This window comes from Acinetobacter sp. TR3 (assembly GCF_027105055.1).
GTDB lineage: Bacteria > Pseudomonadota > Gammaproteobacteria > Pseudomonadales > Moraxellaceae > Acinetobacter.
Window position 1 is genome coordinate 92,022 of sequence record NZ_CP114264.1, and the last position, 19,911, is coordinate 111,932.

The 19,911-nt window shown below is 39.9% G+C and carries 18 protein-coding genes, 2 tRNA genes and 1 pseudogene; 12 read left to right on the forward strand and 9 right to left on the reverse strand.

The features are described from left to right. Nucleotides 1-306: 306 nt before the first annotated feature. From O1449_RS00430 to O1449_RS00440, 3 genes are all read left to right on the forward strand, one after another. Nucleotides 307-759, forward strand: coding sequence for a hypothetical protein (locus O1449_RS00430; protein WP_269238839.1), 453 nt, complete (start codon nt 307-309; stop codon nt 757-759). A 177-nt stretch (nt 760-936) separates the two neighbouring features. Beyond that, the gene (locus O1449_RS00435; protein ID WP_269238841.1) at nt 937-1,602 is read left to right on the forward strand and encodes an RluA family pseudouridine synthase; all 666 of its coding nucleotides are present in this window, start codon (nt 937-939) and stop codon (nt 1,600-1,602) included. Nucleotides 1,603-1,823: 221 nt separating this feature from the next. Next, nucleotides 1,824-2,192, forward strand: coding sequence for a ribonuclease E inhibitor RraB (locus O1449_RS00440; RefSeq protein ID WP_269238842.1), 369 nt, complete (start codon nt 1,824-1,826; stop codon nt 2,190-2,192). Nucleotides 2,193-2,243: 51 nt separating this feature from the next. Here the strand turns inward: O1449_RS00440 and O1449_RS00445 are convergent, their stop codons facing one another. Beyond that, complete coding sequence (locus tag O1449_RS00445) at nt 2,244-4,334, reverse strand: TonB-dependent receptor (protein ID WP_269238843.1); 2,091 nt, start codon at nt 4,332-4,334, stop codon at nt 2,244-2,246. Nucleotides 4,335-4,409: 75 nt separating this feature from the next. Between O1449_RS00445 and O1449_RS00450 the strand changes: the two genes are divergently transcribed. Next, complete coding sequence (locus tag O1449_RS00450) at nt 4,410-5,558, forward strand: DUF1624 domain-containing protein (RefSeq protein WP_269238845.1); 1,149 nt, start codon at nt 4,410-4,412, stop codon at nt 5,556-5,558. A gap of 45 nt (nt 5,559-5,603) precedes the next feature. Here the strand turns inward: O1449_RS00450 and O1449_RS00455 are convergent, their stop codons facing one another. Next, complete coding sequence (locus O1449_RS00455; protein ID WP_269229132.1) at nt 5,604-6,071, reverse strand: Lrp/AsnC ligand binding domain-containing protein; 468 nt, start codon at nt 6,069-6,071, stop codon at nt 5,604-5,606. A gap of 136 nt (nt 6,072-6,207) precedes the next feature. On the opposite strand from O1449_RS00455, the gene O1449_RS00460 reads away from it, so the two are divergent. From O1449_RS00460 to O1449_RS00475, 4 genes are all read left to right on the forward strand, one after another. Continuing rightward, nucleotides 6,208-7,464, forward strand: coding sequence for a D-amino acid dehydrogenase (locus O1449_RS00460; protein WP_269229131.1), 1,257 nt, complete (start codon nt 6,208-6,210; stop codon nt 7,462-7,464). Nucleotides 7,465-7,488: 24 nt separating this feature from the next. Then, the gene (gene alr / locus O1449_RS00465) at nt 7,489-8,592 is read left to right on the forward strand and encodes an alanine racemase (RefSeq protein ID WP_241340974.1); all 1,104 of its coding nucleotides are present in this window, start codon (nt 7,489-7,491) and stop codon (nt 8,590-8,592) included. Nucleotides 8,593-8,602: 10 nt separating this feature from the next. Continuing rightward, the gene (locus O1449_RS00470) at nt 8,603-8,962 is read left to right on the forward strand and encodes a RidA family protein (RefSeq protein WP_004665264.1); all 360 of its coding nucleotides are present in this window, start codon (nt 8,603-8,605) and stop codon (nt 8,960-8,962) included. Between the two features lie 191 nt (nt 8,963-9,153). Beyond that, nucleotides 9,154-10,590, forward strand: coding sequence for an amino acid permease (locus tag O1449_RS00475; RefSeq protein WP_269238849.1), 1,437 nt, complete (start codon nt 9,154-9,156; stop codon nt 10,588-10,590). Nucleotides 10,591-11,013: 423 nt separating this feature from the next. On the opposite strand, the gene O1449_RS00480 is transcribed toward O1449_RS00475, so the two are convergent. Next, nucleotides 11,014-12,273 (reverse strand): type II toxin-antitoxin system HipA family toxin, encoded by a 1,260-nt coding sequence (locus tag O1449_RS00480; protein ID WP_269238850.1) that lies wholly within the window; start codon nt 12,271-12,273, stop codon nt 11,014-11,016. Nucleotides 12,274-12,277: 4 nt separating this feature from the next. Then, nucleotides 12,278-12,580, reverse strand: coding sequence for a helix-turn-helix transcriptional regulator (locus O1449_RS00485; RefSeq protein ID WP_000364388.1), 303 nt, complete (start codon nt 12,578-12,580; stop codon nt 12,278-12,280). Nucleotides 12,581-13,070: 490 nt separating this feature from the next. On the opposite strand from O1449_RS00485, the gene O1449_RS00490 reads away from it, so the two are divergent. Beyond that, nucleotides 13,071-16,418, forward strand: a complete 3,348-nt coding sequence (locus O1449_RS00490) for a DEAD/DEAH box helicase (RefSeq protein WP_269238851.1) — start codon at nt 13,071-13,073, stop codon at nt 16,416-16,418. A 17-nt stretch (nt 16,419-16,435) separates the two neighbouring features. Here O1449_RS00490 and O1449_RS00495 read toward each other — a convergent pair whose 3' ends face one another. The 5 genes and pseudogenes from O1449_RS00495 to O1449_RS00515 all read right to left on the reverse strand — a co-directional run bounded on the left by O1449_RS00495 (nt 16,436) and on the right by O1449_RS00515 (nt 18,081). Continuing rightward, on the reverse strand, nt 16,436-16,717 hold the full coding sequence (locus tag O1449_RS00495; protein WP_269229125.1) for a hypothetical protein: 282 nt from the start codon (nt 16,715-16,717) through the stop codon (nt 16,436-16,438). A 98-nt stretch (nt 16,718-16,815) separates the two neighbouring features. Beyond that, nucleotides 16,816-17,181, reverse strand: a complete 366-nt coding sequence (locus tag O1449_RS00500) for a HipA domain-containing protein (RefSeq protein WP_269239645.1) — start codon at nt 17,179-17,181, stop codon at nt 16,816-16,818. Further along, nucleotides 17,167-17,699 (reverse strand): annotated as a pseudogene (locus O1449_RS00505) (IS5 family transposase); the annotation flags it as partial. The gene O1449_RS00500 and the pseudogene O1449_RS00505, both read right to left, overlap by 15 nt. A gap of 192 nt (nt 17,700-17,891) precedes the next feature. Beyond that, nucleotides 17,892-17,967, reverse strand: a tRNA-Gly gene (locus O1449_RS00510). Between the two features lie 41 nt (nt 17,968-18,008). Then, a tRNA-Gly gene (locus tag O1449_RS00515) sits at nt 18,009-18,081 on the reverse strand. Nucleotides 18,082-18,272: 191 nt separating this feature from the next. On the opposite strand from O1449_RS00515, the gene O1449_RS00520 reads away from it, so the two are divergent. From O1449_RS00520 to O1449_RS00530, 3 genes are all read left to right on the forward strand, one after another. After that, on the forward strand, nt 18,273-18,581 hold the full coding sequence (locus O1449_RS00520; protein ID WP_269238852.1) for a BolA family protein: 309 nt from the start codon (nt 18,273-18,275) through the stop codon (nt 18,579-18,581). A 9-nt stretch (nt 18,582-18,590) separates the two neighbouring features. Further along, on the forward strand, nt 18,591-18,983 hold the full coding sequence (locus O1449_RS00525) for a SirB2 family protein (RefSeq protein ID WP_269238853.1): 393 nt from the start codon (nt 18,591-18,593) through the stop codon (nt 18,981-18,983). A gap of 80 nt (nt 18,984-19,063) precedes the next feature. Next, complete coding sequence (locus O1449_RS00530) at nt 19,064-19,906, forward strand: ParA family protein (protein WP_269229123.1); 843 nt, start codon at nt 19,064-19,066, stop codon at nt 19,904-19,906. Nucleotides 19,907-19,911: the final 5 nt, after the last annotated feature.

Here is a 19,911-nt window from a genome sequence, read left to right on the forward strand (position 1 = left end):
AAAGGTCTCGATTCGGCTTAGGACGCTATAGATCAAAAGTCTATAGGCAAAGGTTATGGCTTACAAAGTCATAGGTGTTGAAGTAAACAACATGTTTTCCCTTGATACCCTAAAAAATTTAATATAAACAGAATGTGACCAATCAGATATAAATAATAAAAACCCGATCAATGAATTTAAATATAAGTGTGAAATAGGTCTTAGAATATTTATTTTTTGAATATAAACTTCTGTTTTTATAATAAAAAACAAAATGATATAATTGAAACTAGAAAATTGATCATATTGGAAGAGGTCATAAAAATAATGAAAGAATTCGATCTTAAAATACGTTATCCGCATCAAACTAATCGAAATGAAGCTGATCATTTGGGTGCTTTTGATTTAGAAACGATCGTTGCTCGTTTCGATGAGATGGGATGGCGTCAGCAATTGGTTCGTCAGTTACAGCTAGATGGTGCAAGTACCAGCTTTATTGTACGAGATGATTACACTGAACAAACTTTACGCATCACAATAGATGCCTTTTCACAAACACAGCAGCTTGAATTTAAATTAGAAAGTGATATTCCTGTGTTTATTCCTAAAAAAGATTTATTCGGATTGGTGACACGTAAGAGTAAAGACACGATTTCTTTTAATCATTTAACGTTGAGTCGTGCGAAAGAATATTTGATTACTTTTTTAAATCGAGACATCACAACTTTAGAGCAGCTTTATAAAGACAGTTTAAATAAAGCGATAAAAACAGCATCATAAAAATATACGAGTTAATGTCGCAACAATAATAATCAAAACAGGCAACGGCATTAACTCTAGACATCTTCAATAACATTTCAATAAAACGAGTTCTTTGTTCAGGATTTCATCTCAAAATTCGTTTTTGGCTAAGAACTCGCTATAATTGCCGTGCTTTATTCAATTTGTTTATTTCCCATGCCCTTAAATGACAATTTTATCTATATGCCACCACAAGATCCGCTTGAGATCATGTATGAAGATGAAGACTTGGTGGTGGTGAATAAGCCTGCTGGTTTATTGTCGGTGATGGGGCGCTTGCCAGAACATCAAGATAGTGCCTATTTGCGTGTGTTAGACCAGCATCCAACTGCAAAAGTGACGCATCGTTTAGATATGGCAACGTCGGGGTTGTTGATGTTCGCCAAGCATCGTGATGCAGAGGTGGCAGTGAGTAAAATGTTCCAAGCACGAACTGTAAAAAAGTACTATGTTGCTTTGGTGCAGGGGCAGATTCAGCAAGACGGCAGTGTGGAAGTGCCCTTGATTACAGATTGGGAAAATCGTCCTCGTCAGATGGTGCATTTTGAATTGGGAAAGCCTGCCAAAACGCTATTCCAATCAATTGAGTATGATGTGATAACAGATCAAAGTAGAGTGCGTTTAGAACCAGTGACAGGTCGCTCACATCAGCTTCGTGTGCATATGATGCACATTGGTCATCCGATTATGGGAGATAAGTTGTATCATCCTGAACCAGCCCAATTTGATTTAAAACGTATGGCACTACATGCAGCTTATCTTGCATTTAAGCACCCTTTGAAAATGCATGCACTTGAAATTCATTCAGAAGTTACATTTTAATAAAAACAATCTATGAAAAAACATAGGTATTTGATCCAATAGCAATAATTGATAAGATTGGCAGAGTAATCACAAACTGAATGAGAGGTAGTTTGATGCGATGTAGACTTAAATTGTGCGTGAATTTTGCTCTAAATAATCTCGAGGTGTCTAAAAACTGACATAAAAATAGGTTAATCTATAGCCAATAATGAAGTCAAAACATAACAAAGGATATTGATATGACTCGCGACTATGAGCAATTTCCAGAAAATGATAATGGTAATGTCTTATGGCAGATGGTTGAAGATGGTAATGACTTGAGTGAGCCACACGAGGTCGAATTTTCAATTGTGTTTGAAAAACAAGAGCAAGTTGAAAAATGTGCACTCCATTTGTTGCACCAAGAACAAAAGATCTCACTTTATCAAGAAGAGTTGCACTCAGATGGCTCAGATATGTGGGTGTTGAATATCCATATTAATATGATGCTTGAATACGATGATATTGCTGATTTAGAAGAGTGGATGACACGTATTGCACAAGAGTTTGATGGTGAATATGACGGTTGGGGTTGTATGAGCTATATTTATGATGATGAAGCTGAATAACTTTAATATTGAAACCTTCAGCCTGTACTAAGCAGGCTGAAGATTGTTGAGTTAGAATTTAAACTGTGCTGAAACTGAAGCATTGATCGGTTCGCCAGGTTGAATCCATAGATCACTATAACTAGAAAGATAATAGGTTTTATCCAATAGATTATTGAGATTGAACTGATAGCGTAAGCGATCTGAAGGGGCGTAATACGCATTTAAATTGACCAAAGTATAGCTCGGCAAATTAAAACCATTGTCTAAATTATGTCCACTACGTTGCCCAACATAACTGATGTTTGCGCCTACACCTGCTTTCGTTGAGCCTTGTTGTAAAAACTCATAATTGCTCGTCATCGAAGCTTGGTGCTGAGGAATATTACTGAGTCGAGAGCCCTCGGCTAAGTCTTGGTCTTTTTCAATCTTGGCATCGGTGTAGCTATAATTGGCATTGAATGACCATTGATCATTGAACTGACGATTAAAATCGAACTCGATGCCTTGGCTACTCACTTCTCCTGCAGCCGTTTGAAAATTTGCATCAATTGGGTCTGTGGTCAGGACATTCTGTTTTTGCATTTTAAATAATGCAACACTGGCTAAACTTTGGTCATCGATTTGATATTTACTCCCGATCTCATAGCTTCGTCCTTTTTCAGGGGCAAAATTTTCTCCATTACGGTTCATGCCACTATTCATGGCAAATGAATGACCATAGTTTGTATAAAATGCCCATTGATCTGATACTTTGAAATTAATCCCAACACGTGGACTGGCTTGGTGCAAGGTTTGACTATGCTGAGCTTGAGTTCGATGATTTTCAAAATTCTGCTCAACCTGATCGAAACGTGAACCGAGCAACACACTCCATTGATCATTGAAAAAGATCTGATCTTGCAGATTGAGGGCGAAATAGCGTTGGCGTTCATCTGTATCCGTAAAGGGGGCGAGACTTGGAAGATATTGCGCATAAATCGGATGGTAAATGTTGATGGTATTTGGATTGCTTACGCTGTGATTACGACGTTGTTGGTACTGGCGATAATCCAGTTGCCCAATTTCACTGGACACTAAAAGCTCATGCCTTGCCCATGAATGTTCTAATTTGCCTAGTAGTTCAGTTTGCAACAGTAGGTCTTCACTTTGATAATTACGATAGCGACGCTGACGCTCTAACGTTTGTCCATCGGCTTGTATACGGCGTGGTTCGGTAGAGAAGCCAACTAGTTGCGCGTCTTTATAACTGAGTGCGCTGTTTAGTGTCCACGTATCATTGAAGGTGTGATTTAGACGAAATTGATAGAAATGATCTTTCACTCGCATGTCACCATCATTTGGTTCACCTGTGAATGTTTTGGGGTTCATCACAAATTTTTTCTGAAAGGTGCTGACACCACGATCAAAAGTACCCAGTTGTTGAGTCAATTCACTATCAAAATCAAGTTGAGTTTGATCTGAAATTTTCCATGTCAGTTGGGGTGAAAAAAACCAGCGTTCACTACTCACATTTTCTCGAAAGCTTTGGTTGTCCTCATGGGCGATGGCGAAACGGTAAGCAAGTTCATCATTGATGGGAGCGGTGTGTTCGATACTGATGCGGTATTTTTCAAGGCTGTTTGCACGTAAATTCACTTCATTTTCGCTTTGCCATTGTGGTTTTTTGCTATTCAGATTGAGTAATCCCCCTGTTTCTCCACGACCGTATAGAGCTGCCATTGGGCCTTTTAAGAAATCAAGGGATTCGATATTGACCATATCTTTAGGTGCGCTAATGCCACGATTGACACTTAAACCATTGCGGATCATGGCTGCTCCCCAATTGGGATCTGTGCTAAATCCTCGTACTGAGTAGTTATCCCAAAAACCTCCACCTAAGCTATTTTGGTGAAAGACCCCACTGACCAGTGTTAATGCATCATCAATCCGTTGTACATCCTGTTGTTCGAGTTGCTGTTTCGACAGGAATGAACGGCTAAAGGGGACATCGACTACATCATGAGAGAACTTCGTGGTTGCAGGACTGGTTTCATGACTGGGTTGTGTCGCATCTGCTTGAATATGGATGGTAGCAAGTACAGCGCTTTTATCTTCTGCCCACGCCGCAGTGGAAATAAAACCAAGCCCCAAACATGAGCATAATCCGAGTTTGTATTGCATAAATGATCAGCCAAATAAAGACAAAATAGATTTAATGTAATAGTATAACATTACATTAATTTGTTTATTTTTACTATGCGAGTCGAAAAAAATACGCAACGTTTACAGTCGATAGATGCATTACGTGGTTTGGTTATTCTGATTATGTTGCTCGATCATGTGAGGGAAACCTTTTATCTGCATAAGCAGGTCAGTGACCCGATGGACATCGTCATGACCGAACCTGCATTGTTTGGAAGTCGCTTATTGGCACATCTTTGTGCACCAGTTTTTGTGCTGCTAACGGGTATTTCAGCATTTTTGTTTTATTCAAAGACGCAAAGCGTGCAGCAAACGCGAACTTTTTTATTCAAACGTGGTTTATTTCTGATTGGGCTTGAGCTGACGTTGGTTAATTTTGCTTGGACTGCAACTTTTCCACCTGAGGTCATTTATTTGCAAGTCATTTGGGCAATTGGCCTGAGCATGTTGGCTTTGGCAGCATGTATTAGCCTGCCTTTACCGATAATTGTGCTGAGTGCATGTGCAATTATTTTTGGGCATAACTTACTGGACTCGGTTCATTTTGCCGAAGGAAGTTGGATGCAGACACTTTGGCTGATCTTACATGAACGTGGTTGGATGGAGTTTGCTGGGATCAAATTGCGAAGTTCTTATCCTGTTTTACCGTGGATCGGTGTGATTTTGTTAGGTTTTGCTTTGGGACATTTTTTCAGTCAAAAATATACGGCAAAACAAAGAAATACCTACTTGGTTTCAATGGGTGTGTTCAGTATTGGTTTGTTTGTTGTACTACGTTTGATCAATATCTATGGTGACCAGCCTTGGCAGCACTTTGACACATTCTCATTAAGTCTCATGAGCTTTTTTAATTTGACCAAATACCCACCGTCATTGCTTTTTATTTTATGGAATGTTGGTATTGGGCTGATTATTTTGGTGCTGTTTGAGCGTTGGCAGCAACAACGATGGTTTAGACCACTGGTTGTATTTGGTTCTGTGCCAATGTTCTTCTATCTCTTGCATTTATATGTCTTGAAACTGTTGTATGTGCTTGCAGTGAGTATCTGGGGTCTCAATCATGGACACTATTTTTCTGTCGACCATGTTTGGATGATGTGGCTGATGAGTATTGCACTGTCTTTTGCACTTTATCCTGTAGTGCAATGGTTCTCAAATTTTAAGCATCAAAATAAACAGATTTCGATCTTAAAATATTTTTAGCTCTTCTGACTTTAGCTCTAAAGTACGCTCTGAACCGTGCGTACTTTATTTGCTGACATCAAGGTATAAGCCTTCTTTGACTTCCTCCATCACCACATAGCTATGTGACGAGGCCGAAGCAGGCAGCTTTTTCAGTAGATCCCCCAATAAACGTCGATAAGCACTCATTTCTTTCAGTCTAGCTTTGACTAAATAATCAAACTCACCTGAGATCAGATGGCATTCTAGCACCTCAGGAATATCAACTAGATCACGTGCAACCTGATCAAAAACATCGCCAGATTTGGCTGAAAGTTTAATTTCTAAAAATACCAAAAGACTGCGGTCAACATGGGCAGGATTGAGTCGCGCGTAATAACCCATAATGATCCCTTCACGCTCTAAGCGTTTAACACGTTCTGAACACGGGGTGGTGGACAAATTGACACGTAAAGCCAGCTCACTAATCGCAATCCGACCTTCACGCTGCAGAATATCTAAAATCAGGCGATCAATACGGTCTAATTTACGCATAGATTATTCCCTTCTATTTTAATTTTTTCACGACGAAAACATGAAATTACCTAGATTATAAGCCTAAAAATAGTGAAAAAAACTGTTGATGCAAAAATATACTAGTTAAATAAACTAGTGTGCGTGAGGGATTGTTATGCGCGTCATCGTCTTAGGAAGTGGTGTTATTGGTGTGGCAAGTGCTTATTACCTTGCGCAACAAGGGGCTCAAGTGACTGTGCTTGATCGTCAATCAGGTCCTGCCAAAGAAACCAGCTTTGGTAATGCAGGGCAAATTTCCCCAGGATATTCGACACCGTGGGCAGCGCCAGGAATTCCTTTTAAAGCAGTTAAATGGATGTTCCAACATCATGCACCACTAGCGATTAATATTGATGGCAGTATGTGGCAGTTACAGTGGATGGCTCAAATGCTGAAAAACTGTAATCCACAAAGCTATGCAGTGAACAAAGAGCGCATGATGCGTGTTGCTGAATATAGCCGTGACTGTCTGCGTGATCTAAGAACAAAAACCGGCATTAATTACGAAAATCGTTCTAGAGGTACGTTGCAAGTATTCCGTAATGACGCTCAGCTAGAGGCGGTGCAACGTGATATTCAAGTACTCAAAGAATGTGGTGTGGATTTCGATTTACTTAATGCACAAGAGTTAGCACGCGTAGAACCTGCTTTAGCACATACCGATAAGTTAGTGGGTGGTTTACATTTGCCAAATGATGAGACAGGTGATTGTTATTTATTCACCAATGCCTTGGCAAAACTGGCACAAGATTTGGGTGTGGAGTTTAAGTTTGATCAGAATGTTGAAAACTTAATTGTTGAAGGCGATGAAATCAAAGGCGTCATGGTCAATGGAGCAGTTTTAACAGCCGACCGTTTTGTTCTTGCTTTTGGTAGTTATTCTCGTGACTTCCTCAAACCATTGGCGCTCAATTTGCCTGTATATCCAGTGAAGGGCTATTCATTAACAATTCCAATTGTTGATCCTGCACTTGCACCACAATCCACCGTTTTAGATGAAACTTACAAAGTTGCGATTACACGTTTTGATCAACGTATTCGTGTTGGTGGTATGGCGGAATTGAGTGGTTTTAATCTGGGCTTGAATGAAGACCGTCGTGCCACTTTAGAAATGGTGACTCAAGATTTATTCCCTGGCGGTGATTTACAGCAAGCTTCGTTCTGGACGGGCTTACGTCCAATGACACCTGATAGTACCCCGATTATCGGTGCGACCCAGTATAAGAATTTATTCTTGAATACTGGACATGGCACTTTAGGTTGGACGATGGCATGTGGTTCAGGAAAATTAATTAGTGATCTGGTGATGAATCATCGCACAGATATTAGTACGGATGGTTTGTCCATTCAGCGCTATTCACACGCAGCATAATTACAGCGTACAAGGAAGTTTATTATGCCTCGCCCAATTACTGCGGTCATCCATACTCAGGCTTTGCGTCAAAACCTCGAGGTCTTGAGAGCAAGTGTTCCAGATAGCAAGGTGTTTGCTGTAGTCAAAGCCAATGCTTACGGACATGGTATTGAACGTGTTTATGAATCATTTAAAACAGCAGATGGTTTTGCTTTACTGGATATTGAAGAAGCAAAACGCCTACGTGCACTCGGTTGGACAGGGCCTATTCTATTGCTCGAAGGGATTTTCTCTCCTCAAGATTTATTTGATTGTGTCCAGTATCAACTCAGTTTTACCATTCACAATGAGCAACAAGTTGAATGGGTACAGCAGCATATTTACCCCGCACAGTTTGATATTTTCTTAAAAATGAACAGTGGTATGAACCGATTAGGTTTCAAGCCACAACAATACCGCAAAGTCTGGCAGCATCTGCAACGCCTTAATCATGTTGCTAAAATCACGCATATGACCCATTTCTCTGATGCAGATGGGGAGCGTTTTGATCAAGCTGGCGTGGATTATCAACTCACAGAATTTGAAAGCACCATTCAAGATTTACCTGGGGAAAGATCGGTGAGCAATAGTGCCGCCATCCTCAGATATTCATCTCAACTACACTCCGATTATGTCCGTGGCGGCATCATGCTGTATGGAAGCTCTCCCGATTATCCTCAGCATAGTATTCAAGATTGGGGGCTTGCGCCGACCATGAGTTTGCGAAGTGAACTGATTGCAATCCAACAGTTAAATGCCAATGAAAGTGTGGGCTATGGCTCGAATTTTGTCGCTGCGCATGCGATGACCATTGGCATTGTGGCATGTGGTTATGCAGATGGTTATCAGCGTATTTCTCCTACAGGCACCCCTGTTTTAGTCAATGGAATTCGTACTCGAACTATTGGACGAGTCAGTATGGATATGTTGGCAGTTTATTTAACGCCAGTACCGAATGCTGAGATTGGCAGTGAAGTTGTACTTTGGGGAACCTCCAAAACAGGACAAATTCTATCTATCGATGATGTTGCAGCAGCCTCAGGCACAGTTGGCTATGAACTCATGTGTGGTGTAACTGCACGAGTTCCATTTATCACTCAAGACTAAGGAAGTCATCATGTCACATTCAGATATCCAGAAAATCAATAGCACCGAAGTGATGAGTGCTGTCACCGTCTTTAATCAAGTGGTGTATTTATCAGGACAAGTCCCTAAAAACCCCGATTTAGATATTGAGGGGCAAACGAGAGATATTCTTGCAACGATTGAACAGTTACTTGCTTTAGCAAATAGTGATAAATCGCGATTACTTTCGGTTCAGCTTTTTCTGAAAGACCTTGCTGATTTTCCAAAGGTTAATGCGATTTATGTGGATTGGTTAAAAGACAGTGTTGCACCATCGCGTGCCACCATTCAAGCCGATTTGGTCAATCCAAAATGGCTGATTGAAATTGCAGTGATTGCAGCACAAAAATAAAGCGATCAGCTTTATTTTTGTTTAAACATGATTAAAAACAAGAAAAGTAACGTATTTGCAATCACTCAAACGGTTTCAGATATGTATTTTCGAGTAATCAAAATGAATTCGTTCTTTAAAAAAGACCGCGAGATAAGCACATAAATTAGCGACGGATTCATTTTAGGAAGTAGTAAAAAGGAACTTTTATTATGACGGTGATTCAAAATCAGTCAGAAGGCGAACAAGCGCCTCAAGACTTACAACGAAAACTTTCCAATCGCCATTTGCAATTGATTGCTATTGGTGGCGCGATTGGGACTGGACTGTTCATGGGTTCAGGCAAAACCATCTCCCTTGCAGGTCCATCAATCCTGTTTATTTACATGATTATTGGTGGCATGTTCTTTTTCCTGATGCGTGCATTAGGAGAGTTATTACTTGCAAACTTACAGTACAAATCATTCGTTGATATGGCGCATGATCTAATTGGTCCATGGGCAGGTTATTACTTGGGTTGGACCTATTGGCTCGGTTGGGTTTTGGTCGGGATAGCAGACTTGGCTGCGGTGATTAACTATCTGGGCTTTTGGCTGCCCGAAGGTATGACCTTTACACCAGTCGGACAAGCGATGATTAGTGCAGGCTGCGTATTATTCGTTTTGGCATTGAATTTACTTACCGTCAAATTGTTTGGTGAAGTTGAGTTCTGGTTCGCACTGATTAAAATTTTAGCAATTATGGGATTAATTGCGGTGGGTGGTTATATGATTTTCAGTCATTTTACCGCACCGCATGGCACAGTTGCCTCATTCAGCAATATTTGGTCGCATGGGGGCATGTTCCCGAAAGGTGTCGATGGTTTCTTGGCAGGTTTCCAAATTGCAGTTTTTGCCTTTGTTGGTATCGAGTTGATTGGAACGACTGCTGCTGAAACTAAAGATCCACATAAGAACTTACCCAAAGCAATTAATGCGATTCCCATTCGTATCATCCTATTCTATGTATTGGCGTTGTTGGTCGTGATGTCTGTGACGCCATGGGATCATATTCGTGCGGATAAAAGTCCGTTTGTTGAATTATTCTTAAATGCAGGAATTGTGACTTCTGCGATTATCATGAATCTTGTGGTGTTATCTTCGGTGATGTCATCCATGAATAGTGGTGTGTTCTCAACAAGTCGGATGTTATTTGGTTTATCGAAAGATGGTCAGGCGCCTAATGCTTTTGGTCGCTTATCAAAAAGTGCTGTTCCAGCCAATGGTTTAATCTTCTCTTGTGTATTCATCATGGGAGGCGCGGTACTACAATACTTTGTGCCAAACACGATTGAAGCATTTACCTTAGCAAGCTCTTTATGCGTGATTCTATTTATCAGTGTATGGAGTCTGATTATGGTGTGCTATATCCGCTATCGTAAGTTACGCCCAGAATTACATGCTCAATCGACCTTTAAAATGCCGGGTGGGGTATTCATGTCTTACGTCGTGATCGCCTTCCTGATGTTTACTTTAGTGATTTTGGCCCTTGAACCCGATACATTGAAAGCCTTGTATGTCAGTCCCGTTTGGATTGTGATTTTAAGTGTGACCTATCGTGTGCTGTATAAACCAAGAATGCGCCGATTACAGGAAAAGTCTGCTGCTTAGTTTGAGATGTTGGCTTAAATAACAACATAGGTGTTTCTATGCAAATGGAAACACCTTTTTTATTGTCGTCATGGATGATTGCTTAAATCTCGGCAAGAAAAAAGCCCTAATCTTTCGACTAGGGCTTTTTAAATTTGGAGCGGGAAACGAGACTCGAACTCGCGACCCCAACCTTGGAAATAGTCACCGAGATTTACTCCATTAAATCACCTCAATTATAAGCATATGATTTAATTAGTAGTATATGTTTTGGTGGAGTAAAATTTTTAGCAATTTAGATCATTTAATGTGGTTTTGGTCACTTTATTTTAGATGTTTTAGTTCATAAAAGTTACCTATGTTTTGATGCTGATTTTCATGAGAAATAATAACAATATATAACTTAATATAATGAATCTTGATCCTCATGAAAATTTTTTATATTCAATTCAATAAATGAATATTATGTGCAATCCTATTTTGGATCATGTGGAGAGTCTCTGCTTGAATTTGTCCAGGTAATAGATCATGAGAGATATCACTGAATCGGATTGCAACCTTACAAATCGAGCCAATAATTTCATCGACTTCTTGGGCAGAAAGTTCCGCTTCCTGAGTACCAAGTTTTACAAGAGCTTGTCGAGGAATATCCAGTGCCTCACCCATGATATCCATTTGATGATATCCCCCTGGCCCTTCACAGAAAGTAACATCATAGGCAGGGGCGAGTTTCCATTGCCCATTTTGGGACATTAGAAATGAAAAGTTTTTGCAATGATCATCTCGATTATTGAAGACTACATTGAAAACAGCTCGCTTGAATGCAATTGCTTTTTCGCGAACATCATTGGTGCAAAAGTGTGTAGCGCGAAGAAAATTACTGTAGTCTAAACTCCCTGGTGATTTAAAATCAGCTCCGGTGAAGGCCGCTAAACTTTGCATAGGGATACGCATGCCATCGTGGCGGTCAAATCTTTTTGATGCAAATGCGGTTAATCCATTCGGAAGAGTAAAATATTGAGTATCAGGGGTGTCAATATGACAATGACGCAAACATTCTGCATAAACAGCTTCAATTGCACAAACTTCAGGATGCTCTTGCTGAGCGGGAAATTTGATCAACCATGCTTCATGTTGATGTGAGCTAACTGTTGAGAATTCGTTGGTAACAGGATCACGGTAGACGAGCGCTTTTGGCCTTGCACCTTGTGGAGATCCACCCATAATTAATAAATGCTGTAAAAATTCTGCACCTTCTCCTTTGAGAACTTCCTGAACTTCTTGAGCGAGTTTAATCAGTGGAATATTTTCAGTTAATGCTAACTCAGGTGCTGAAGGTTCAAAGGATAATGCCCCCATTGCATGTGTATTAATATACCTGAGTCGTTCTAATGGCCCAATCCGTGCTGGATTGAGTCCATTTTTTTTAAATAAGCGATCCATAAGAAGCATGCCCCAACCATCGGGCAAGGCATCATATATAGGACCTGGCAATCCCATTTGATGTGTAGGAAAGTTCGTTCTTAATGAGTCACCTTTTAATGGAAGTAGGTAAGAGGAAAGTTCTAAACCTTTACTGATCGCTTCTGCACTGTATTCAAAGGCGATTAATGGCCGACCTGTGATTGCGGTTGAGGAGACCAGTGTACCCCAAAGCCAATATTCACCCCATCCATTGTAGTAAACATTAAGTTTTTTGAGCATGGACTTATTTCCTTTTGATACGTTGGCGAGCCGTATTGCTCTCATAGCGGAGAATGTCATTTACACTGTTTAAATGAGGTTTGAAGAGTTCCTCTAATTCTTTTAATCGGCCCAATACCATGGCAACGCGTACTAAATTTTCAAATGAAACATTTCGACCAGCTTCCAGATTAGATACTGTATTCACACTAATACCAGCACGTGTAGCGACGTCTGCCTGAGTCATTTCCAGATAAAGTCGTTCTTTGCGAAGCCTTTCACATAATAAAGTAACAACCTCTTCAGGTTTTTTGAATTTTAAATCCATAATATTGTGTCTTATGTTTATATATATGTATTAAACCACAAAATAATGGAGTTATGAACTGTGCTCGTTGATCGGTAATGAGGTGCTTTATGGGCTGATTAGATCCTATTAGATTAAAGAAGTCTAATTAGATATTTAAAATCTAACAGAGCCTAACAACTTGCTTTAAGCTCAATCAGTTTCGCCTGTTGTCGCGAAGAACCTGTATTTGCTATCAGGTTAATCTGGAATATCTGGCACAAGTGGTTTGGAGCAACGAGGTTGATGGGCAGGGGGCTGTCTTTGCTGATACCTTAGGCAGCTTAGAAGTATCTACGCCAGCCAATAGAAAAAACATCAAAGTTCACTACCAGATAGCGAGTTATAATTTACATTTGGGTAAGTTGGGGGATGCTTCAAATTATAAATCTTTGTGCAATAAAGCCCTACTGTTCTGAAATGACAGCTTTGTCCGTTATAATTGTATAAATATTTTTAGTCTCTAGTAATTATGTCCTCATTGATCAATTTTCTATCTCGCTTTAGTACTGCAACTATTCAGCGTAGTCTTAGCTATGCTAAACACATTGATAGGGAAACGATTGAGTTCTTTGAGGAAAAAGATGGTATCACCATGTATGCCCAAATTGAAGGGACAGATTATTATGATACTGCGATTACCTATAATCCCCAAAAAGACCGTTTAATCGATGACGACTGCACTTGTCCGGTTGGATATAACTGTAAACATGCTGCTGCTTTAGCGCGGTTATTCTTTCAAGAATATCGTCAGGAATTTCAACAGCGTTATGCTGAATCTCAATCTCCGCAAGGAATCGCAAAACGCCAATGGGGGGATGATCAGGCGCAGCGCTGGTTGAATGATTTTAAACGGTATTTACAACAGACTGAACCTGAGCAATCTGTCAAAACAAACAATTATTTAATTTACCTGCTAGATCAGTCTGTCAGCTTAAAGAAATTGACAGTTGATGTTCAGAAGGCCAGACGCAATAAAAACGGCTCAATTGCAGGGGAAAGTTATTATACCCAATATGAAAATATCACCAGAAAGCATCTGACTTTACCTGAACAAAAACGACAATTATTTAACCAGATTTATTATTGCGCCAAAATAAACAGCGACGATCGCTTTTATCAAAGCAATCTTGATATCTCCGGCATTTTATTGGAGCATTTCAAATCTTTTATTCAAAGTGGCGATGTGTACTGGAAAAAAAAGAGCCATGCTGCACTTCAATGGTCAGAACAAGGCTATCACATCGAACTGATCTGGCAACAAGGTGTAGACAAACAGACAGAGCATTTAAACATTGAATTGGTTAATGGTGATATTCGACTCGATTTAAAATCAAATCCACATATTCAGATTCTCGCGAGCCATCCACCATGTTATGTGGATATTCAACAGAACACGGTGGGCCAGTTATATGGTGAATATACGGCAAATCTTCTGTACCATTTTTTACAGATGCCTGATCTTCCAACTATGCTCTTGCCAGAGTTTGAGAGACTGACTCATCAATATTCAGATGTGAAAAATCTGCCTCAACCCGAGTCTATTCAGCATATTGATGTCATTAAGGGTAGTCCCCAGCCAATTTTACGCTTCGGTGTTTTAGATAAATTTGATTGGAAATGGGAAGAGTCTGTTTGTGCTGAAATTGAATTCTCCTATGCAGGTGGGCGAATTAAAGCAGGTACATCAGGTGACAGTTTTATTGGTGAACAGCATGGTAAAATGGTGCGACAGCTTCGGGACTTAGTTCAGGAACAACAGTCAATCCAGCGTTTACAGCTATTGGTCGAATCACTGAAGTGGGTGAAAGATTTTAGTTATGACCAGCAATTAAAATTGGATAAACAACGTCTTGATTCTATGGTTTTTGCTTTCTATGGAGACTGGATCAAACAGCTGATGCCCATCAATCAAATTGAGCTGATGGGCTGGCAGATAGAGCATCTGGAGAACAGCCCTTTTAATGTGCAATATGTTGAAAATTTAAATATTTCTATCACTGAATCTGAAGGTCAGCAGGACTGGTTCAATATCGGTGCGACGGTTCAAGACAGTGCAGGCAATTCTTATAATTTGCTTGATGCGCTCGTAGCTTTGGTGCGAGTAAATCCTGATTTACTTGATCCGCGGACTTTTATTCATCTGCATGACAGTCAAATTTTCACCGTGAAAACTGCAGTTGATCAACCTGATTTGGCCTTATCCGTTAGGGATATTAAGCCGGTATTGTTGCATCTGCAGAGCATTTTACAGCAAGAAGAGCGCAGTATTGATCGCTATGATGCGAGTCAATTATTAGAATTGCAGCATAATCTTGGGATGACATGGCAGGTCAGTGATCGTCTGCAACAATTTGTACAGAAATTCAAACAAGGCTATCAGCAACAACTGCCGACACCACAAGGTTTTCAGGGGGAATTGCGTCCATACCAGCAGCAGGGTTTAGGCTGGTTACAGTTTTTAAGGGAAACCCAGCATGGCGGGATTCTGGCAGATGATATGGGCTTGGGGAAAACAGCACAAACTTTAGCCCATTTACTCATGGAAAAACAGGCTGGATATTTGCATGACAGTCCTGCCCTAATTGTTGCACCCACATCGCTGATGCATAACTGGTTCAAAGAAGCAGAGAAATTTACCCCTGAACTCAAGGTATTGCTGCTACAGGGGGCCGACCGCCATCAGTATTTTGAGCAGATTCCGCACTATGACATTGTGTTAACCACCTATCCGCTTCTGGCGAGAGATGAAGAACAACTAAAGCAATATGAATATCATCAACTCATTTTGGATGAGGCGCAGAATATCAAAAATCCGCGTGCCAAAGCTGCACAGGTAGTAAGGCAATTAAAAGCACGACATCGTTTGTGTCTAACAGGTACCCCGATGGAAAATCATTTGGGTGAGCTGTGGGCACTATTTTATTTCCTGATGCCAGGATTCTTATATTCACAAGAAATTTTTAATAAAAAATACCGTCATCCGATTGAAAAACGCGGTGATCAGCAGTTAAGACAAAAGCTGGTCAACCGGATTAAGACCTTCATTTTACGTCGCTTGAAAACTGACGTAGTCAAAGAGTTGCCAGAAAAAACCACGATTGAAGTCAATATTGATATGAATGACCAGCAATCTAAGTTATATGAGGCTGTTCGCGCCACGATGCAGGCAAGCATTCAGAAAATTGTGGCAGAAAAAGGCTTTAAACGTAGTCAAATTCAAATTTTAGATGCCTTACTGAAGCTACGTCAGGTGTGCTGCCATCCTAGCTTACTAAAGCTGGATTCAGTGAAAACCGCGCAGGCACATTCTGCCAAACTTGAACAGTTGATGGATATGGTCGTTCCAATGGTGGAAGAGGGGCGAAAAATTCTTATCTTCTCTCAGTTTACCTCAATGTTGGAACTGATTGAGCAACAGCTCCATCATGTAGAAATTGGCTATGTGAAGCTGACTGGGCAGACCAAAAAGCGAGATGAAGTCATTACAGCATTTCAGTCTGGACAAGTGTCGGTATTTTTAATCAGTCTGAAAGCAGGAGGGGTCGGTCTGAATCTAACTGCCGCAGATACAGTCATTCACTATGATCCATGGTGGAACCCTGCTGCTGAAGATCAAGCTTCAGATCGTGCATGGCGAATTGGACAGGACAAGTCGGTATTTGTGTATAAGCTGATTACCAATAAAAGCATAGAAGAAAAAATTCTTGTCTTACAGCAAAATAAAGCAAAACTGGCACACTCTATTCTAAGTACAGATCATGAAGGCGAAGTGAAACTGACGGAAAATGACGTGATGAACTTGTTTGAAAAATTTTAGTCTTGTTACTGGTTGCCCTAATCATCTGTAAGTATCAGAAAGTCTGGATGAAATTTTTCCCAATGTGCTCTTAATTTTTCTTTATGAGCGGAAGTTATAGGTAAGTCTAGTAATAGCGCTGGCCATAATGGTCGAGCATTATCCATAATATCGTGAAGTTGCTTCTCGATGATACGCCATGGAACGCCTACTTTTTCTGCCCATTGCTTAAAATGCTTTATCTCAGCTAGATACCAATCTTTATTTTTGGCAAGATTTAATGCGAAATGATGCTCATTTTCAATATATACACTAGTCATTAATATATCGTATGCGGGTGATAATCTTGGTGCACTTTTATCTTAATAAATTATATTCCAGTTCTTTAAATGTGCATCTCCATTGGCGAGTAAAATATTTATGAGTAAACGGCTAGCAAATTGCTGAATATCAATAATTTTTTATCTGAAAATTGATAAATGATCTTTCCTATCTGCTCATAATTTGTGGTGCTATATTTCTGATGTGGATATGCGCTGAAGATCTGAGCAAAATCTTCGATGTGAATAAGCTCTGTAGTATCAGCAGTACTCTCTCTATCAAATCTTTTGATTGCGAAAGCATATTGCTCTTGGGGTAAATTTAATGGTGGAAGGTCTTGTAAAATTGCCATATCCACTAAGCGAATCTCAGGGACATCTATTCCGACCGTTTTGGCAAGGGGCATCATAGAATATTCATTTAGCGCAACAAAAGCATGTCTGGAAGAAGGAGTTTTGATAATCCAGTCCCCGAGTAGAGTCGTTTCCGTTGCCACATTGTTTGTTGTGAGCTGAACTGCTCGTATTTGATATGAAGTTTGCGCCATTGGCGACGATATTCAGGTTAATGTTTCTTACGCTTCCGTTCGCCTTCACCTAAAAATTTTAACCCTGTAGAGTCGACGAGTACGTGTAACCCATCACGACTTTTCTGATAGCTTATCGCAATATCAATATGCTGTTGTCGTCTACAGAGGGTGGAGTAATCTGGTGCTGTCCAATTCAAACCACAGCGTTTAATCAGGCTTTGAGCAAAGCCAGTGACCATACGTAAAGAAAGATGGAATAGAGATTTGATCATTAAACAGTATTGAATCGCTGTATCGGAATAAGTTTGATTTCGTCCGTATTTGCCTTGTGGCTGTGCATACCATTGGGTCTTAGGATCAAACCAGATTGAAATATTTCCTCGCTTGATTAAAGCTTGGTTATACGAGGACCAATTGGTTGTACGGTAGATTTTAGGTGCAGACTTCTTCATCTAGAAATTATATTGTTGATGAAGACTTCAAGAATAGCTTTGTGCAACAAAGCCACGTACTTGTATAAAAAACACGTTATCTAAAAATTCTTAGGGCTTCTTATAAAGCTAAAATATATAGGTTTTAGAAAAAATATTATTAATAATCAAAAAGAAAAAACCCTAATCTTTCGATTAGGGTTTTTTTGAATCTGGAGCGGGAAAGGAGACTCGAACTCCCGACCCCAACCTTGGCAAGGTTATGCTCTACCAACTGAGCTATTCCCGCTTATTGAGCAGTTTTTACTAAAACTTACACTAAAAAATTTGAGCGGGAAAGGAGACTCGAACTCCCGACCCCAACCTTGGCAAGGTTATGCTCTACCAACTGAGCTATTCCCGCATGCCGTGTATAATACATTATGCAAAAATAGGGTCAATAATTTTATGCAAAGAAAATGATTAATTGCATAAAATAAAAGCATTTCTGCGCTTTTAAAAAGCGGAAAGGCAAAATTTTGTACAAAATTTTCTCTAGAGGTCGGGTCATGTATACTAATGGGCTATCTCAATCTGACCTTAATAGAGTGACTGATGAACTTAGAACAACAGTTGATTGAACGTTTGCAAACTTTAACACCTACCCATCTTGAGGTTATCAATGAGTCGGCAGGGCATGGTGGTTATTTTCCTGGTAAAGAATCACACTTTAAAGTGATTGTGGTGAGTGATGAATTTCAGGGCTTACGTTTGGTACAGCGTCATCAAAAAATCTATGCTGTTGCGACTGAGTTAATGAATCCTGGGAAAATCCATGCTTTAGCGATTCATGCTTATGTGGCAAGTGAATGGCAAGGGCAAGCGCCAGCCAGTCCTGAATGCGCGCATGCACCTAAAAGTTAAGGATTGATCATGGACGCACATTTAGTCACCAAAATTATTCATATGTCCGCAGTGAGCTTGTTGATCATTGCTTTTGTTCTTCGTGCAGCGAGTTTATTTATCGGTGTACAAAATCAACAACCCAATCCAAAAGGTTTTAAAGGTCTCGTCGGTTTACAACATTTGTCGCTGACCCTGATTATTTTGACAGGGGCTATTTTAGTCGTGATGAAGAACTTTGACGTAGCACCTTGGTTTTATGCCAAAGTGATTTTGTTTTTTGTCTTGTGGTCATCTTTGATCAAAACCTATAAAAAAGACAGCAGTGTGTTATTGCAACAGCGCCGTGCTGGTTTGTTGATCGGTACAGTGGCATTAGTTGGTATTATTGGCTTAGTCATCATTAAACCTGTTTTTGCGTAATTGTTTGACATTGTTTTAGTAATTGTTTTGGCACTAAGTTAAACTGCGTGCAGTTTACAAAAATCTTGTAGAGGGAAATCATGTTAACTCGTGTGGTGTTTAACCAAAAAGGTGGTGTAGGGAAATCAAGTATTACAGTCAACTTAGCTGCAATTAGTGCTAAGCAAGGTTTAAGAACTTTGGTGATTGATCTTGATCCACAAGCAAATTCAAGCCAGTACCTTTTAGGTGAAGATGCAACATATTCTGCTGACAAAGCAGCATTAGAGCCAAACATTGAAAATTTCTTTGATGATATTTTAGGCAGCACGCAGCAGAAGGGATTAATTAGCAATGCCATCGGCTCGATCCTAAAAGCACCACGAGGCAAAGGTTTAGAGAGTTATGTTCATCGGACATCTTTTGAAAATCTAGATGTGATTCCTGCCAGCCCAAGCCTTGGCGCGCTAGAACATGCTTTAGAAAGCAAACATAAAATCTATAAATTGCGTGATTCGATTCAGTCACTCAGTGCACGTTATGATCGTATTTTCATTGATACACCGCCCGCATTTAATTTCTTTACCTTGTCGGCATTAATTTCCGCAGATCGTGTCTTGATTCCATTTGACTGTGATGTGTTTTCGAAACGTGCGTTACAAACTTTGATTGAAAATGTACTCGAAACCCAAGATGATCATAATGATCGCTTAGAGATTGAGGGAATCGTCGTGAATCAATTCCAATCTCAGGCAAAATTACCGCGTGAAGTGGTTCAACAATTAAAAGATGAAGGTTTACCTGTTTTAGCAAGCATGTTACCGCCATCCGTGTTGATGAAAGAATCACATCAAAAGAATTTACCCTTGATTCACTTGGCATCAGAACATAAGTTGACCTTAGCTTACGTCACTTTATTTGGTGAGATTGAATCAAAAAAATAAGAGAA

Coding starts and splice junctions, on each gene's coding strand:
- O1449_RS00430 (WP_269238839.1), top strand. CDS start 307: ATGAAAGAATTCGATCTTAAAATACGTTATCCGCATCAAACTAATCGA.
- O1449_RS00435 (WP_269238841.1), top strand. CDS start 937: ATGCCCTTAAATGACAATTTTATCTATATGCCACCACAAGATCCGCTT.
- O1449_RS00440 (WP_269238842.1), top strand. CDS start 1,824: ATGACTCGCGACTATGAGCAATTTCCAGAAAATGATAATGGTAATGTC.
- O1449_RS00445 (WP_269238843.1), bottom strand. CDS start 4,334: ATGCAATACAAACTCGGATTATGCTCATGTTTGGGGCTTGGTTTTATT.
- O1449_RS00450 (WP_269238845.1), top strand. CDS start 4,410: ATGCGAGTCGAAAAAAATACGCAACGTTTACAGTCGATAGATGCATTA.
- O1449_RS00455 (WP_269229132.1), bottom strand. CDS start 6,071: ATGCGTAAATTAGACCGTATTGATCGCCTGATTTTAGATATTCTGCAG.
- O1449_RS00460 (WP_269229131.1), top strand. CDS start 6,208: ATGCGCGTCATCGTCTTAGGAAGTGGTGTTATTGGTGTGGCAAGTGCT.
- alr (WP_241340974.1), top strand. CDS start 7,489: ATGCCTCGCCCAATTACTGCGGTCATCCATACTCAGGCTTTGCGTCAA.
- O1449_RS00470 (WP_004665264.1), top strand. CDS start 8,603: ATGTCACATTCAGATATCCAGAAAATCAATAGCACCGAAGTGATGAGT.
- O1449_RS00475 (WP_269238849.1), top strand. CDS start 9,154: ATGACGGTGATTCAAAATCAGTCAGAAGGCGAACAAGCGCCTCAAGAC.
- O1449_RS00480 (WP_269238850.1), bottom strand. CDS start 12,273: ATGCTCAAAAAACTTAATGTTTACTACAATGGATGGGGTGAATATTGG.
- O1449_RS00485 (WP_000364388.1), bottom strand. CDS start 12,580: ATGGATTTAAAATTCAAAAAACCTGAAGAGGTTGTTACTTTATTATGT.
- O1449_RS00490 (WP_269238851.1), top strand. CDS start 13,071: ATGTCCTCATTGATCAATTTTCTATCTCGCTTTAGTACTGCAACTATT.
- O1449_RS00495 (WP_269229125.1), bottom strand. CDS start 16,717: ATGACTAGTGTATATATTGAAAATGAGCATCATTTCGCATTAAATCTT.
- O1449_RS00520 (WP_269238852.1), top strand. CDS start 18,273: ATGAACTTAGAACAACAGTTGATTGAACGTTTGCAAACTTTAACACCT.
- O1449_RS00525 (WP_269238853.1), top strand. CDS start 18,591: ATGGACGCACATTTAGTCACCAAAATTATTCATATGTCCGCAGTGAGC.
- O1449_RS00530 (WP_269229123.1), top strand. CDS start 19,064: ATGTTAACTCGTGTGGTGTTTAACCAAAAAGGTGGTGTAGGGAAATCA.